The organism is Streptomyces sp. NPDC048462 (assembly GCF_043200175.1).
In the GTDB taxonomy this organism is placed as follows: domain Bacteria; phylum Actinomycetota; class Actinomycetes; order Streptomycetales; family Streptomycetaceae; genus Streptomyces.
In genome coordinates this window covers 225,546-239,888 of the sequence record NZ_JBICXG010000002.1, presented here as the reverse complement: position 1 = coordinate 239,888, position 14,343 = coordinate 225,546, and the positions used below count along the sequence as shown (strand labels likewise).

The 14,343-nt window shown below is 72.2% G+C and carries 16 protein-coding genes; 6 read left to right on the top strand and 10 right to left on the bottom strand.

The genetic code is table 11. The annotated features are described in order from the left end of the window. Positions 1-34: 34 nt before the first annotated feature. On the top strand, positions 35-778 hold the full coding sequence (locus ACGFU6_RS04335) for a YoaK family protein (protein ID WP_393607994.1): 744 nt from the start codon (positions 35-37) through the stop codon (positions 776-778). A gap of 35 nt (positions 779-813) precedes the next feature. On the opposite strand, the gene ACGFU6_RS04330 is transcribed toward ACGFU6_RS04335, so the two are convergent. Beyond that, positions 814-1,620, bottom strand: a complete 807-nt coding sequence (locus tag ACGFU6_RS04330; protein WP_393607993.1) for a helix-turn-helix domain-containing protein — start codon at positions 1,618-1,620, stop codon at positions 814-816. Positions 1,621-1,683: 63 nt separating this feature from the next. On the opposite strand from ACGFU6_RS04330, the gene ACGFU6_RS04325 reads away from it, so the two are divergent. Further along, on the top strand, positions 1,684-1,989 hold the full coding sequence (locus tag ACGFU6_RS04325) for a 4a-hydroxytetrahydrobiopterin dehydratase (protein ID WP_393607992.1): 306 nt from the start codon (positions 1,684-1,686) through the stop codon (positions 1,987-1,989). Positions 1,990-2,007: 18 nt separating this feature from the next. On the opposite strand, the gene ACGFU6_RS04320 is transcribed toward ACGFU6_RS04325, so the two are convergent. The 4 genes from ACGFU6_RS04320 to ACGFU6_RS04305 all read right to left on the bottom strand — a co-directional run bounded on the left by ACGFU6_RS04320 (position 2,008) and on the right by ACGFU6_RS04305 (position 4,334). Continuing rightward, positions 2,008-2,970, bottom strand: coding sequence for a LysR family transcriptional regulator (locus ACGFU6_RS04320; protein WP_393607991.1), 963 nt, complete (start codon positions 2,968-2,970; stop codon positions 2,008-2,010). 77 nt (positions 2,971-3,047) lie between these two features. Continuing rightward, positions 3,048-3,290, bottom strand: a complete 243-nt coding sequence (locus ACGFU6_RS04315) for a hypothetical protein (RefSeq protein WP_393607990.1) — start codon at positions 3,288-3,290, stop codon at positions 3,048-3,050. Between the two features lie 64 nt (positions 3,291-3,354). After that, positions 3,355-3,720, bottom strand: coding sequence for a DoxX family protein (locus ACGFU6_RS04310; RefSeq protein WP_393607989.1), 366 nt, complete (start codon positions 3,718-3,720; stop codon positions 3,355-3,357). Then, positions 3,717-4,334 (bottom strand): TetR/AcrR family transcriptional regulator, encoded by a 618-nt coding sequence (locus tag ACGFU6_RS04305; RefSeq protein ID WP_393607988.1) that lies wholly within the window; start codon positions 4,332-4,334, stop codon positions 3,717-3,719. The genes ACGFU6_RS04310 and ACGFU6_RS04305 overlap by 4 nt, the downstream gene beginning before the upstream one ends. 110 nt (positions 4,335-4,444) lie before the next feature. Here ACGFU6_RS04305 and ACGFU6_RS04300 point away from each other — a divergent pair, with 110 nt between their 5' ends. Next, positions 4,445-5,203 (top strand): methyltransferase domain-containing protein, encoded by a 759-nt coding sequence (locus tag ACGFU6_RS04300; protein ID WP_393607987.1) that lies wholly within the window; start codon positions 4,445-4,447, stop codon positions 5,201-5,203. Positions 5,204-5,249: 46 nt separating this feature from the next. Here ACGFU6_RS04300 and ACGFU6_RS04295 read toward each other — a convergent pair whose 3' ends face one another. Beyond that, a complete protein-coding gene (locus tag ACGFU6_RS04295) occupies positions 5,250-6,116 on the bottom strand; it encodes an NmrA family transcriptional regulator (RefSeq protein WP_393607986.1) in 867 nt (288 codons plus the stop codon). An 82-nt stretch (positions 6,117-6,198) separates the two neighbouring features. On the opposite strand from ACGFU6_RS04295, the gene ACGFU6_RS04290 reads away from it, so the two are divergent. Beyond that, positions 6,199-7,170 (top strand): AraC family transcriptional regulator, encoded by a 972-nt coding sequence (locus tag ACGFU6_RS04290; protein WP_393607985.1) that lies wholly within the window; start codon positions 6,199-6,201, stop codon positions 7,168-7,170. 20 nt (positions 7,171-7,190) lie between these two features. Then, complete coding sequence (locus tag ACGFU6_RS04285) at positions 7,191-8,144, top strand: class I SAM-dependent methyltransferase (protein ID WP_393607984.1); 954 nt, start codon at positions 7,191-7,193, stop codon at positions 8,142-8,144. Positions 8,145-8,284: 140 nt separating this feature from the next. On the opposite strand, the gene ACGFU6_RS04280 is transcribed toward ACGFU6_RS04285, so the two are convergent. The 3 genes from ACGFU6_RS04280 to ACGFU6_RS04270 form a co-directional block, all read right to left on the bottom strand. Beyond that, positions 8,285-9,121, bottom strand: a complete 837-nt coding sequence (locus ACGFU6_RS04280; protein WP_393607983.1) for an aldo/keto reductase — start codon at positions 9,119-9,121, stop codon at positions 8,285-8,287. Positions 9,122-9,236: 115 nt separating this feature from the next. Beyond that, positions 9,237-11,036: an AMP-dependent synthetase/ligase gene (locus ACGFU6_RS04275; RefSeq protein ID WP_393607982.1), complete on the bottom strand. Its 1,800-nt coding sequence runs from the start codon at positions 11,034-11,036 to the stop codon at positions 9,237-9,239. 332 nt (positions 11,037-11,368) lie between these two features. Next, positions 11,369-12,253: a LysR family transcriptional regulator gene (locus tag ACGFU6_RS04270; protein ID WP_393607981.1), complete on the bottom strand. Its 885-nt coding sequence runs from the start codon at positions 12,251-12,253 to the stop codon at positions 11,369-11,371. A gap of 118 nt (positions 12,254-12,371) precedes the next feature. On the opposite strand from ACGFU6_RS04270, the gene ACGFU6_RS04265 reads away from it, so the two are divergent. Then, positions 12,372-13,400 (top strand): bile acid:sodium symporter family protein, encoded by a 1,029-nt coding sequence (locus ACGFU6_RS04265; protein WP_393607980.1) that lies wholly within the window; start codon positions 12,372-12,374, stop codon positions 13,398-13,400. Between the two features lie 88 nt (positions 13,401-13,488). Here the strand turns inward: ACGFU6_RS04265 and fdhD are convergent, their stop codons facing one another. Then, complete coding sequence (fdhD, locus tag ACGFU6_RS04260) at positions 13,489-14,340, bottom strand: formate dehydrogenase accessory sulfurtransferase FdhD (RefSeq protein WP_393607979.1); 852 nt, start codon at positions 14,338-14,340, stop codon at positions 13,489-13,491. Positions 14,341-14,343 lie beyond the last annotated feature (3 nt).

Below are 14,343 nucleotides of genomic sequence, written 5' to 3'. Positions count from 1 at the left end.
TCACGATCGACCACCCAGTGATCGGAGCGAGCCCGTGCCCGTCGTGCTGCGTGAGGCATGGACCACCCTCGTACCGGACATGACCGACCGGCACGGGCCGCTGCCGCCGCTGATGCTCGCCCTGACCGTCGTCACCGGGCTTGTCGACGCCGTCAGTTATCTGCAACTGGGCCGGGTCTTCGTCGCGAACATGACCGGCAACGTGGTCTTCTCCGGCTTCGCCTTCGCCGGCGCCCCGGGCTTCTCGCTGGCCGCCTCGCTCGTCGCGCTCGCCGCCTTCGCGGCCGGGGCACTGGCCGGCGGCCTGCTCGTCCACCACTCCCACGCCCACCGCGGCCGCATGCTGCTGCACGCGCTGTGTGTCGAGACCCTGTGCGTACTGGCCGCCCTGGTCCTCACGCTGGCCTCGGGCAGCCCGTACGACGGCGGCGTGCGGTTCGCACTCATCGTCCTGCTCGCCCTGGGCCTCGGAGTGCAGAACGCCGTCTCGCGGGCGCTCGCCGTACCCGACCTCACCACCACCGTGCTCACGCTGACCATCACCGGCATCGCCTCCGACGGCCGGCTCGCCGGGGGCGGCGGCAGCCGGGCCGGCCGCCGGATCCTCTCGGCCGTCGCCATGCTGGCCGGTGCCCTGGTCGGAGCGGTGGCCGTGCTGCACGGGCACCCGGTCCTGCCGCTGGTCCTGGCCGTGGCGATCCTCGCGGTGGTGTGCCTGGCCGCGCGGGTCCTGGCGCGCGACGACGGCCCGTGGACCCGGCCCGTCGTCAAGAAGTGACCCGCCGGGACGCGCCCGGCACGCCACCTCACCCGTCAGGACTCGAGCGAGCGCAGATACGCCGCGGTCCCGGCGTCGGCGGGCAGGAACGTCTCGATGGCCAGTTCCGAGACCGTCACGTCCATCGGTGTGTTGAACGTGGCGATGGACGCGACGAACGAGAGCAGCCGGCCGTCCTGCTCGATCAGCAGAGGCAGCGCGAACGGCACCGACGCCGAGGGCTCGTCCCACTCCTGACCGTCCGGCCCCGGGCCCACCGGATAGCCCGCGACCTCCTCGTACAGCGCACGCAGCTCCGCCGAACGGACCAGGGCGATCTGACGCTCCATCTGCGCCAGCAGATCGGCCCGCCACTCGCGCAGATTGCGGATCCGAGGGGCCAGCCCCTCCGGGTGCAGGGTCAGCCGCATCGCGTTCAGCGGCGGGGCGAGCAGGTGCTCCGCCACCCCGGCCGTCAGCCGGGCGATGCCCTGGTTGGCGGCCACCACGTCGTACATGCCGTCCACGACGAGCGCCGGATACGGGTCGTACCCCTGGAGCAGCCGGTCCATGCCCTCGCGCAGCGCGCCCATCGCCGGGTCGTCGAGCGCGGTCTCCGTGTAGCGGGGCGCGTAACCGGCCACCACCAGAAGCGCGTTGCGTTCCCGAACGGGTACGTCCAGGTGCTCCGCCAGTCGCAGGACCATATCTTCGCTGGGGCGGGCGCGGCCCGTCTCGATGAAGGAGATGTGCCGGGCCGAGGAGTCGGCCCGCAGCGCGAGCTCCAGCTGGCTGATCCGGCTCCGCTCCCGCCAGCTGCGCAGCAGCGGCCCTACCCCCGTGTCAAGCGCGACAGTTGTCATAGCGAGACCGTAACGTCACCGGCACCGCCGACCGGCACCGACCACGAGTGAGGGAGCAACCGTATGCCCGCCGAACCGCTGCCGCGGAACGAGATCGACAACCGGCTGGGCGAACTGCCCGGCTGGACGCTGGAGGGGGACCGGATTACCCGCACCTACCGGCTCCCGTCGCACTTCGCCGCCGCCGGGCTCACCGTCCATGTCGCCCAGATCCAGGACGAGCTGAACCACCACTCCGATCTGACGCTCGGGTACGACACCGTCGCGCTCTCGGTGAACTCCCACGACGCGGGCGGAAAGGTCACCGAGAAGGATCTCGCGCTCGCCGCCAGGGTCGCGGCCGTCGCCCCGGGCCACGGGGCGCGGTAGGTCCCCGGGCCCGCGCCGTCAGGGCGTCGCGCCGAAGCGGGGATGTGCGGCCAGCCAGCGCGCGCAGCTCTCGCTGCGCTCCACCGCCTCGGCGTACGACGCCCGGGTGTGTCCGCTCACCGCCGAGGCCGCCGCCGACGCGGCCGCCGAGCGCGGATGCCAGCCCAGCAGATGGCGCCAGCTCAGCGGTGAACCGGTGATCGGACGGGTCACCACGCCGGGCGTCGGCGGGAACGTCGCCCGGCACAGCCCGACGGCGCGCCCCACCCGCACCAGATGGACCACGGACACGGTGTCCGTCTCGTACACCGACACCGGGCTGAAGCCCGCCCGCGCGCAGGCCGCCACGAAGCAGTCCGCGAAGCAGCCGTCGCCCGGCACGTCGGCCCAGCACTCGTCCGCCAGCGCGGAGAGCTCCAGCTCGGGTTCCCCGGCCAGCGGATGGTCCTCCGGCAGCATCACGAAGACCGGATCGATCCCCACGACCTGCCACGTCAGCCGGTCCGCGTCCGGCGGCGGGCTCTCACCGCAGGCGCCGATGAGAGCGAAGTCGAGCCGTCCGTCGATCAGCTGGGCCGAGATCTCGGACACCGACCAGCTGGTGTACGTGGACACCGGCGCGGCCGGGTGCGCCTCGGCCAGCCGGTCGACGAGACCGCCGAGCAACGGACCGTGCGTGCCGCCCAGCCGGAACCGCTCCATGGCCCCGCGCGCGTTGGCGAACCGCACCGCCTCCGCCTGGAGTTCGCTGACGGCGGGCAGTACCACCCGGGCCCGTTCGAGCACCAGCTCACCCAGGGGCGTCGGCCGCGCACCCGTGTGGTCCCGGTCGAACAGCGGGCCCCCCAGCGCCTTCTCGATCCGCCGCAACTGCGCGCTCAACGCGGGCTGCGCGAGCCCGAGCGCGGCGGCCGCCTTGGTGAGACTTCCGGTGTCGGCAATGGCACGTACCGTACGCAGATGGCGCAACTCCAGCTCCATAAGCGAAAGTTATGGCCCCGGTGGGCTGCTGGCAATCGTGCGGAGCGGCGGGGCGGGCTCCGTTGGCCGGGCCTTGGCTATTCTGCACGTGTGACGACCGATCTGACCTCGAGGCGGCGCTTCATGCCGCCGGAGTAGGTGGCGGGCTTCCCCGCCGCCTCCGTCAGGTCGAGGCGCGGCCGCAGTTCGGCGGCGGCGGCGCGGCCCTCGCGGCGGGCGAGGAGGACCGACCTGTCCCCGTAGGCCTCGCGCAGACCCCTGGCCTCAATGGCGACGGAGCGAGAAGTCTCGTTGTGGTCATGCCGCGGAGACTGCGGCACGGCGCCTTCAACGCGCTTTCACCGTGGTTTCAACGCCCCGGGACCCAGCGGCGGGCCGGCCCGGTCAGAGCGTGGACAGGTGGGACAGGAACAGGACGGCCGTCGACAGCGTGAGCATTCCCAGGCAGTTCAGCCAGAACATCCGCTTGAAGAAGCGCGCCCGGTAGTGGGCGTAGGTGGCGCACAGGAAATAGGCGATCACCGCGGCGTTGGTCGTCACGGCGACGCCCTCGTACCGCAGACCGGCGGCGAGCCCCGCCGCGGCCAGGAACTTGACGACCACCAGCACCCACCACCAGTCGCGCGGGAAGCGCACGCCTTCCAGGCACTGCTGGATGAACACCGGGGGGCGCACCGACATGATCGCGTCGGAGAGGAGCGCCAGGGCGAGCAGTGCGGTCGGCCACCAGGGGTCGGGGGTGCTGATCATCGTTGGCTTCCTTCGCGGTCGACGACGAAATGGATGACTTCCTGGAACTGGGTGACCGCGCCCCGTTGGTCGAGAGCGCCGTAGCCCACGGTCATGAGGATGCCCAGGTAGGCGAAGTAGAGGGTGCGTGCGCCGCCTGCCGCCCCGGTCGCGGTGAGCGGGGTGCGGGCCAGGAGGGCTTCGAGTTCGGCGATCAGGGCCCCGGCGAGGGTCTGGAAGATCTCGGACTCGTGGGTGCCTCGGACGATGACCGCGGCGTATTGACGGGACAGTTCGAGGTCGAGTGCGAAGTAGCTGATGAAGGGTTCGACGAGATCCAGGACCGCCCCGGCCGCCGCGCCGGGGGACAGCGGCGTCATCCCGCCCGGCCCGTGCTCGGCCTCCCGGCCGTGGTGCACGGCGGCGATCCAGGTGTCGAAGATGGCGACGAGCAGCGCGTCCTTGTCGCCGACCGACATGACGGTGCCGGTGCTCACCCCGGCGTCGGTGGCGATCTGGCGGATGGTGCTGGAGCCGAACCCCTGCTCGCGGAAGAGCCGTTCGGCCGAGGACAACACCTTGAGCCGGGTCGCCTCCCGCTGCGCCACGCGTGACTGAACGCGTTCACTGAACATGTTCGGATAGTAGGGCGGGAGAGACGCGTGCGCAAGGGCCGCCGGCCCACCGGTGCGGGCGGCAGCAGCCTTGCTCCGCAAGGCCGTTGGGGTGTCCTAGAGTCACTCGAATGCTGGACTACAACGACGAGGCGGCCATCTACGACTCCACGCGCGGTGGCGTGCCCCGGGCGGAGGCGGCCGCCACCGCGGTGCTCGGTCTGATCCCTCCCGGCGCCCGGTCGCTGCTCGACATCGGCTGCGGGACCGGACTGGTCACCGAACGGATCGCGGCCGGGCGTCCCGCTCTGCGGGTGTCCGGCACCGACGCCGCCCTCGGCATGGCCCGGGTCGCGAAGCAGCGCATCGGTGGTGTGGCACTCGCCGACGCGCGCCGGCTGCCCGTGCGGGACGGTGCCGTCGATGCGGTGACGGCCGTCTGGCTGCTGCACCTGCTGCGCGGGGACGGTGACGTCCGGGCCGTGGTGGCGCAGGCGGCCCGAGTGCTGCGGCCCGGGGGCGTGTTCGTCACCACCGTCGACAAGGATGCCGCGCACGACGTGGCCGGCGATATCGACGCCGCGTTCGCCCCGTACCTGGCGGCCACCCCGTCCGACGCCACCGACCGCGTGACCGGGTACGGGGCCGAGTGCGGCCTCGACCTGGTGGGGAGCGCCGGCTTCCGTGGGCACGGGCAGGGCCGGACACCGATGAGCGCGGCACGCGCGGTGCGCCGCGGCTACTACGCCTCGCGCCTGGAACTGCCGGGCGCGGCGGCCGACCGCCTCGCCGAGGCCCTGGCCGCGCTGCCCGGCCAGGAGCGGCGCCGTGCCGAACCGGAGTACCGGCTGCTGGCGTTCCGCCGCCGACCGGGCCGGGCCGGCGCGTAGGCCCCGGGGATCCTTCGGCCCCGCGCTACGCGTCCCAGGCCCCGCGCTACGCGTCCCAGGCCCCGCTCCGCGCGGCCTCGGCGGCGAACGCGGTGAACGGCGACGCGTCACGCTCCAGGGCCTGCTTGACGCCCTCCGTGACCGTGGCGTTGTGCCCGTCCAGCAGCATCGCGAACAGCTCGGCAAGGAAACCCGCTTCGGCCTCCGGGACCCCGAACTCGACGAGCATCGCCGCATACTGAGGTCCCGTCACCGACACATATCGCACCTCGCGCCCGGTCGCCCGGGTGATCTCGGCGGCCGCCTCGGCGAAGGTCAGCAGCCGGGGCCCGGTCAGCTCGTGCACCTGGCCCGGGACACTCTCCCCGCACAGCGCCGCGACCACCACGTCGGCGAGGTCCCCGGCATCCACGAACGGCTCGGCGGTGGAACCGGCCGGGAACACCAGTTCGCCGCCCAGCACCCCGTCGAGCAGCGCGCCCTCGCTGAAGTTCTGCGCGAAGAACGCCGAGCGCACCACGGTGAGTTCGATCCCCACGGCCGCCGACCGCAGCGCCTCCTCCGCGACCACGGCCTGCGGCTCGCCCCGCCCCGACAGCAGCACGAGCCGCCGCACCCCGCAGCCCCGCGCGATCCGCCCGAAGGCCGACATCGCCTCCGGGGCGCCGGGCGCCGCCAGATCGGGGTAGTACGCGATGTACGCCGCTTCCGCGCCCCGCAACGCATCCTCCCAGCCCGACTCGTCCGTCCAGTCGAAGACCACCTCACCGGTGCGCGACCCGGTCCGCACCGGCACCCCGCGCGCGGCGAGGCGCTCCACCACCCGGCGGCCCGTCTTGCCCGTCCCGCTCGTCACCAGAACCGGTCCGGCCGGGCGGGTCTCCTGCTGCTGGTTCGCCATGTCGTTTGTCATGTCTCAAGGCTCGCCGCGTGGCCCCGCCCCCGGCCATGCCTCAGCCGCTCAGCTCCCTACGCGAACGTCTACTCTGCTGCCCATGGACGCACTTGCCGGACTTCTGGACGGGCCGCGGGCCAGAGGGGCCTTCCTGCTGCGGATGGTGATGGAACCTCCGTGGTCCGTACGGATCGAGGACCGGGCCCCGCTCTGCCTGATGTCGATGACCGAGGGCGAGGCCTGGATCGTGCCCGCCGCAGGCGCCGAACCCGTACTGCTGCGCCCCGGCGACCTGGCCATCGCGCGCGGCCCGCAGCCGTACACCGTCGCGGATCTGCCCGGCACCGAGCCCCGGACCCGGATCGGCCCGGGCGGCACCTGCACCACTCTGCGCGGCGAGCCGCTCTCCCGGTCCATGCACCTGGGCGTACGCACCTGGGGCAATGCCCCGGACGGCACGGCGACCATGCTCATCGGCACCTATCTGCTGGAGGGCGAGATCAGCAGGCGGCTCCTGGACGCGCTGCCCACCCTGCTCGTCCTCCCCGGCGACGGTCCGGGCGGCCCCCTGCTGACGCTGCTCGACAGCGAGATCGCCAGGGACGATCCGGGGCAGAGCGTGGTGCTGGACCGGCTGCTCGACCTGCTGCTGATCGACGCGCTGCGCACCTGGTTCTCCCGGCCGGGTGCCGAGGCCCCCGCCTGGTACCGGGCCATGGGTGACCCGGTCGTCGGCCATGCGCTGCGGCTGCTGCAGAACGAGCCGGCCCACCCGTGGACGGTCGCCGCCCTGGCCGAGCGGACCGGAGTCTCCCGGGCCGGGCTCGCCCGGCGGTTCACCGAGCTGGTGGGGGAGCCCCCGATGGCGTACCTGACGGGCTGGCGGCTCGCTGTCGCGGCGGATCTGCTGCGGGAGACGGACGCGACGGTCGAGGCGGTGGCCCGCAAGGTCGGCTACAGCCAGGCGTTCGCCTTCAGCACCGCCTTCAAGCGGGTCCGCGGGGTCGGCCCGCAGGACTACCGCAACGGCCGGGGCTTGCCGGACCGGCAACAAAGTTTGCCTGTGGCCTGATCTGTGGTGACGCTGTCCCCATGAGCAACGACACCGGTCACGGTCCTCACCACGACAGCAGCCACGGCCACGGGCACGAAGGCGGCCACGGCGGCCACCGGCACGAAAGCGGCCATGCCCACCATCACGGGTCCGATCTCGACTGGGACGCCATCGGTCCGCTGCTGGAGATGAACGCCGAACTCAGCTCCGGTCACTACACGGAGGCGGCCCGCTGGATCGCCGGTCTGCCCGACGCCCCCAAGGTCCGCCGGGTCCTGGACATCGGCAGCGGACCGGGCGTCGTGGCCTGTCTGCTCGCCGAGGTGTTCCCGGAGGCCGAGGTCGTCGCCGTGGACGGTACCCCGGCGCTGCTGGAGCGCACCCGAGCTCGTGCCCAGCGGCTCGGGCTCGGTGACCGGGTCACCACCCTGCACGCCGACCTGCCCGGCGAACTGGACCGCGCCGGTGAAGCGGACCTGATCTGGGCGGGCAACGCGCTGCACCACATGGGCGACCAGCGCGCCGCACTGGCCGGGTTCGCCGGGCTGCTGCGTCCCGGCGGCACCGTCGCCCTCGTCGAGGGCGGACTGCAGCCGCGCCACCTCCCGCGCGACATCGGCTTCGGCCGGCCCGGTCTGGAGGAGCGGCTCGACGTGATCCAGGCCGAGACCTTCGAGCAGATGCGGGCGGACCTGCCCGGCACCAAGCGGGAGACCGAGAACTGGGCCGCCCTGTTCAGCGCGGTCGGCCTCGGCCCGCAGGGCACCCGGAGCTTCCTGCTCGACCTGCCCGCGCCGCTCACCGACGTGGCACGTGACCACGTCATCGACAACTTCACCCGCCGCCGCGAGAGCCTGGGCGAGCGGCTCGACGCCGAGGACGGTGCGGTGCTCGACCGGCTGACCGACCCCGAGGACCCGGCCGGGCTGCACCGGCGCACCGACACCTTCCTGCTGATGGCCCGGACGTTCCATCTCGGCCGCAAGGGCTGAGCACGACCGCAAGGCCTGAACGCGTCAGGGCCTGAACACGGCCGCGAGAGCCCGAACAGCGAGAATCCGCCGCCCGGCAGCCGGGCGGCGGATTCTCGCTGTGCCGATCAGTGGCGCGACGTCACGGCTGACGCCACGGCTCAGGCCCCGAGGTTGAACTCGGCCGGGTGCGAGCCCAGCCGCTTGCCCTCGTCCAGCGCCGCGAACGCGGCCAGGTCGTCCTCGTCCAGCTCGAAGCCGAACACATCGATGTTCTCCGCGATCCGCGACGGGGTCACGGACTTCGGGATCACCACGTGACCGGTCTGGAGGTGCCAGCGGAGCACCGCCTGGGCGGGGGTGCGGCCGTGCTTCTGCGCGACCGCGACAACCGTCGGGACCTCCAGGAGGCCCTTGCCCGAACCCAGCGGCGACCAGGCCTCGGTCACGATGCCGTGCTTGGCGTGCAGCGCGCGGGACTCGGTCTGCTGGAGCTGCGGGTGCAGCTCGATCTGGTTGAGCGCGGGCACGACGGAGCTCTCGCCGAGCAGTCGCTCCAGGTGCTCGGGGAGGAAGTTCGACACGCCGATCGCCCGTGCGCGGCCGTCCGCGTAGATCTTCTCGAACGCGCGGTAGGTGTCCACGTACGCGTCCTTGGCGGGGACCGGCCAGTGGATCAGGTACAGGTCGACGTAGTCGAGACCGAGCTTGTCCAGCGAGGCGTCGAACGCGCGCAGCGTCGAGTCGTAGCCCTGCTCGCTGTTCCACAGCTTCGTGGTCACGAACAGCTCGTCGCGGGCGACACCGGAGGCGGAGATGGCCCTGCCGGTGCCGCCCTCGTTCCGGTAGACGGCGGCGGTGTCGATGCTGCGGTACCCGGACTCGATGGCCGTGGCGACCGCCTTCGCGGCCTCGTCGTCCGGCACCTGCCAGACTCCGAAACCGAGCTGGGGCATCTCGACGCCGTTGTTGAGGGTGAGGGCGGGGACGTGGCTCACGAGCGGTCGATCCTTACGTTGGGGGGTGGGACTCGAAGCTTCAACGATCAAGACGGCCCGCACATTCCCGTTCCGGCCGATTCTTCCCGGCCGGGCGGTAGCGCCCCTCACCCGTTCAGCGGTAGAGGGCGTCCACCTCGGCCGCGTACGCCGCCTCGATCGCCTTGCGCTTCAGCTTCAGCGACGGTGTCAGCAGCCCGTGCTCCTCGGTGAACTGGTGCGCCAGGATCCGGAACGTCCGGATCGACTCGGCCTGCGACACGGCCGTGTTCGCGGCCACCACCGCCCGCCGGACCTCCATCTCCAGATCCGGGTCCCGCACCAGCTCGCCCGGTGACAGCCGCTGGCGCCCCTGCATCGCGAGCCAGTGCTCCACGGACTCCTGGTCCACGGTGACCAGGGCCGCGATGTACGGCCGGTCGTTGCCGACCACGATGCACTGCGCCACCAGCGGATGCGCCCGCACCCGTTCCTCCAGGCCGGCCGGTGAGACGCTCTTGCCGCCGGACGTCACCAGGATCTCCTTCTTCCGCCCGGTGATCGTGAGATAGCCGTCCTCGTCCAGCGCGCCCAGATCGCCGGTGGCCAGCCAGCCGTCGTTCAGCACCGCGTCGGTGGACTTCGGGTCGCCCAGGTACCCGGAGAACACATTGCTGCCGTACACCCAGATCTCGCCGTCGGCGGCGATGTGCACCGTGGTCCCGGGGATCGGCTGCCCGACCGTGCCGTACCGGGTGCGCTCCGGCGGATTGGCGGTGGCCGCGGCGGTCGTCTCGGTCAGCCCGTACCCCTCGTACACCGTGACACCGGCGCCCGCGAAGAACAGGCCGAGCTGCCGTTCCATCCCCGAGCCGCCTGACATGGCGTGCCGGATCCGGCCGCCCATCGCCTCGCGCACCTTCTTGTACACGACCTTGTCGAAGAACTGGTGCTGCATCCGCAGCCCGGCGGACGGGCCGGGACCTGTCCCGAAGGCCCGCGCCTCCATCGCCTCCGCGTACTTCACCGCGATGTCCACGGCCTTGTCGAAGGGACCCACCCGGCCCTCGGTCTCGGCCTTGCGGCGGGCCCCGTTGAACACCTTCTCGAAGATGTACGGCACCGCCAGGATGAACGTGGGGCGAAACGTCACCAGGTCCGGCATCAGCGCCTTCGCCGACAGCTCCGGCTGGTGGCCCAGCTTCACCCGGCCCCGGATCGCCGTGACCTCCACCATCCGCCCGAAGACGTGCGCCAGCGGCAGGAACAGCAGGGTCGCGGCCTCGTCGCCCGGCCGGGAGTGGAAGACCGACTCCCAGCGCGAGGCCATCGTGTCCGTCTCGAACATGAAGTTGGCGTGCGTGATCACACAGCCCTTGGGCCGCCCCGTGGTGCCCGACGTGTAGATGACGGTCGCCACCGAGTCGGGCGTCACCGCACGCCGGTGGCGGTGCACCACCTCGTCCTCGACGTGGGCGCCCGCGGCCACCAGCTCGGACACCGCGTCGGTGTCCAGCTGCCACAGCCGCTTCAGCCGGGGCAGCTGGTCGATCACCGAGGCGATCGTCATCGCGTGGTCCTCGTGCTCGACCATCACCGCCGAGACCTCGGCGTCGTGGAGCATCCACAGGACCTGCTCGGCCGAGGACGTCGGATAGACCGGAACGGACTGCGCGCCGACCGCCCACAGGGCGAAGTCGAAGAGCGTCCACTCGTAGCGGGTGCGCGACATCAGGGCGACCCGGTCACCGAACCGCACGCCGTGCGCGATCAGCCCCTTGGCCAGCGCGAGCACCTCGTCGCGGAACGTCGCGGAGGTGATATCGAGCCAGCGTCCGGACGCGTCCTTGCGGCCCAGGGCGATCCGGTGCGGATCCTCCTCGGCGTAGTCGAAAACCACATCAGCGAGCCCGCCCACGTGGGGCGCGGCCGCCATGGGTGGGACAGTGAACTCGCGCAATGACCTGCTCCTTGTGGCGCTCCGCACAGCGCCGTGACGCTACCCCACCGGACGCCGCCGCGGGAGAGCCCGAAGCGGCCCGTGAAACGTGGCGTCTGCACTGGTCAGGGGCTGAAATCCGGCCAGATGGGCAAGGCTCGGGCACGCTTCCGACCAAGGAGTAAGTGGCTCGCGCGGGAATCTCCACCGAATCTGTACGCCGCGATCACTGCCGTTCCGTGCGGATACGGGGGGTTGGTCCGCAGCTGCCGGACCTGACCGGGTTGGGCCGCCCGGCGGAGACCGCCGCATGCCGTTCATTGTCCCCCTCAGGGCGGCTCCCCAATCCCCGGCCGGCGGATCAGCCGGTCGCCGCCCGCCAGGATCGCCGCCGCGAGTGCGTCCGCCGCCTGCTGCGCACCGTCCCGGCGGCGGCCGTGCAGCAGGACGAAGTCCACCTCGCCGAGCTCCGGCAGCCCCGCCCTGGCCGGCAGCGGGACCAGACCGGGCGGGACCAGACCCCGGCTGTGAGCCATCACGCCGAGCCCCGCGTGGGCGGCCGCGATCAGCCCGCTGAGGCTGCCGCTGGTGCACGCCACCCGCCAGGAACGGCCCTGGCCCTCCAGCACCTCCAGGGCGCGGGCCCGGGTGATGCCCGGCGGCGGGAAGAGGACCAGCGGCACCGGCCGGTCCGGGTCGAGGCGCAACCCCGGCGCACCGATCCAGATCAGCGCGTCCTGCCACACCAGCTCCCCGTGCGTGTCACCGGTCCGCCGCTTGGCCAGCACCAGATCGAGCCGGCCCGCCGCCAGCTGCTGGTGCAGGATGCCCGACAGCTCCACGGTCAGCTCCAGCTCGACCTCCGGATGGTCGCGGCGGAACGCCTGCAGGATCTCCGGCAGCCGCGTCAGCACGAAGTCCTCCGAGGCTCCGAACCGCAGCCGCCCGCGCAGCCGGGTGCCGGTGAAGAACGCCGACGCGCGCTCGTGGGCCTCCAGGATCGTCCGGGCGAAACCCAGCATCGCCTCACCGTCCACGGTGAGGTCGACCCGGTGGGTGTCCCGGGTGAACAGCTGCCGGCCGGCGGCCTCCTCCAGCCGCCGCACGTGCTGGCTCACCGTGGACTGGCGCACCCCGAGCCGGCGGGCGGCCCGGGTGAAGCTCAGTGTCTGCGCGACGGCGAGAAAGGTGCGCAACTGCGCGGGGTCGTACATGCCGACACGCTATCGCGAACCGTGATGACAGTCAGAGCGGTATACGGGATTCCCGATGTCGGTGATCAGGAGCACGATGGGAAGGGCACGACCCTGAACGAGAGAACACGTGGAGCACATGAGCCGCCGCAAGCCGCAGTTGCCGTCCTGGCTGCCGATCGACCCGTACATCCTGGCGTTGATCGGCACCGTCGTACTCGCGGCGCTGCTGCCGGCCTCCGGAGGGGCGGCCGATGTCGCGGGCGGGGCCTCGACAGGGGCGGTCGCCTTCCTCTTCTTCCTCTACGGCGCACGTCTGTCCACCGCCGAGGCGCTCGACGGGGTCAGGCACTGGCGCCTCCACCTCACCGTCCTGGCCTGCACGTTCCTCGCGTTCCCGGTACTGGGGCTGGCGAGCAAGGGGCTGGTCCCCTACGTACTGACGCCCCAGCTCCAGAGCGGTTTCCTGTTCCTCTGCCTGGTCCCCTCGACCATCCAGTCGTCGATCGCCTTCACCTCGATCGCCCGGGGCAACGTCCCCGCAGCGATCTGCGCGGGCTCCTTCTCCTCGATAGCGGGCATCTTCGTCACCCCGCTGCTCGCGGCCGCGCTGCTCGGCAACAGCGGCGGCGGCTTCTCCGCGGACGCCCTGCTGAAGATCGGCGTCCAGCTGCTGCTGCCGTTCGTCGCGGGACAGCTGCTGCGCCGCTGGATCGGCGGCTTCATCGCCCGGCACAAGAAGGTCCTCGGCTATGTCGACCGGGGCTCGATCCTGCTCGTCGTCTACACCGCGTTCAGCGAGGGCATGGTCGCCGGCATCTGGCACCAGGTCACCCCGGCCAGGCTCGGGGCGCTGCTCGGCGCCGAGGCCGTACTCCTCGCGCTGATGCTCATGCTGAGCTGGTACGGGGCGAAGCGGCTCGGCTTCGGCCGGGAGGACCGCATCACCATCCAGTTCGCCGGCTCGAAGAAGAGCCTGGCCTCAGGTCTGCCCATGGCCAGCGTCCTGTTCGGCGCGCAGGCGAGCCTCGCCGTGCTGCCGCTGATGCTCTTCCACCAGATGCAGCTGATGGTGTGCGCGGTACTCGCGAAGCGGCGCGCCAGGGACCCGCTGGAAGCGGGCGCGGACGCCGCGGTGGCGGAGCGGGAGCCCGTTCCGGCGACCTGACGGGGACCGCCCAGGTGGACCGGGGCCGGCCGGCGCAGGGGGCGCTCCCCGCCGGCCGGCCCCGCACCCGTGCAGCGGGCGGGGCGCCTCAGCGGCTTTGGACGGCCGTCGCCTCCAGAGCGATGCGGTGCTCACCCGCGTACACGTTCATGGAAGGGCCACGCAGGAAGCCGACCAGGGTCAGACCGGTCTCGGCCGCCAGGTCGACGGCGAGGGAGGACGGCGCCGAGACGGCCGCCAGCATCGGGATGCCCGCCATCACCGCCTTCTGCGCCAGCTCGAACGAGGCCCGCCCCGAGACCAGCAGGATCGACCGGGACAGCGGCAGCCGGTGGTCGGTGAGGGCCCGCCCGACCAGTTTGTCGACCGCGTTGTGCCGGCCCACGTCCTCGCGTATGTCCATCAGCTCGCCCGTCTCGGAGAACAGCGCCGCCGCGTGCAGGCCCCCGGTCCGGTCGAAGACCTGCTGCGAGGCGCGCAACCGGTCGGGGAGGGCGGCCAGCAGCGAGGGCTCCACCCGGACCGGGGGAGTATCGGCGACGGGGTGCCGGGTCGTGGTGCGGACCGCGTCCAGGCTGGCCTTGCCGCACAGCCCGCAGGAGGACGTCGTGTAGACGTTGCGCTCCAGCGTGATGTCCGGGACCACGACGCCGGGCGCGAGCCGCACGTCCACCACGTTGTACGTGTTGACCCCGTCGGCCGTCGCCCCGGCGCAGTACACGATCGACTGCACCTCGTGGCCCTCGCCGATCACGCCCTCGCTCACCAGGAAGCCGGCCGCCAGCGCGAAGTCGTCACCCGGGGTGCGCATGGTGATGGCGAGCGGCTTGCCGTTCAGCCGGATCTCCAGGGGCTCCTCGGCGACGAGGGTGTCGGGGCGCGTGGACACGGCCCCGTCCCGGATGCGGATGGTGCGGCGGCGTTCGGTGACCCGTCCCATGAC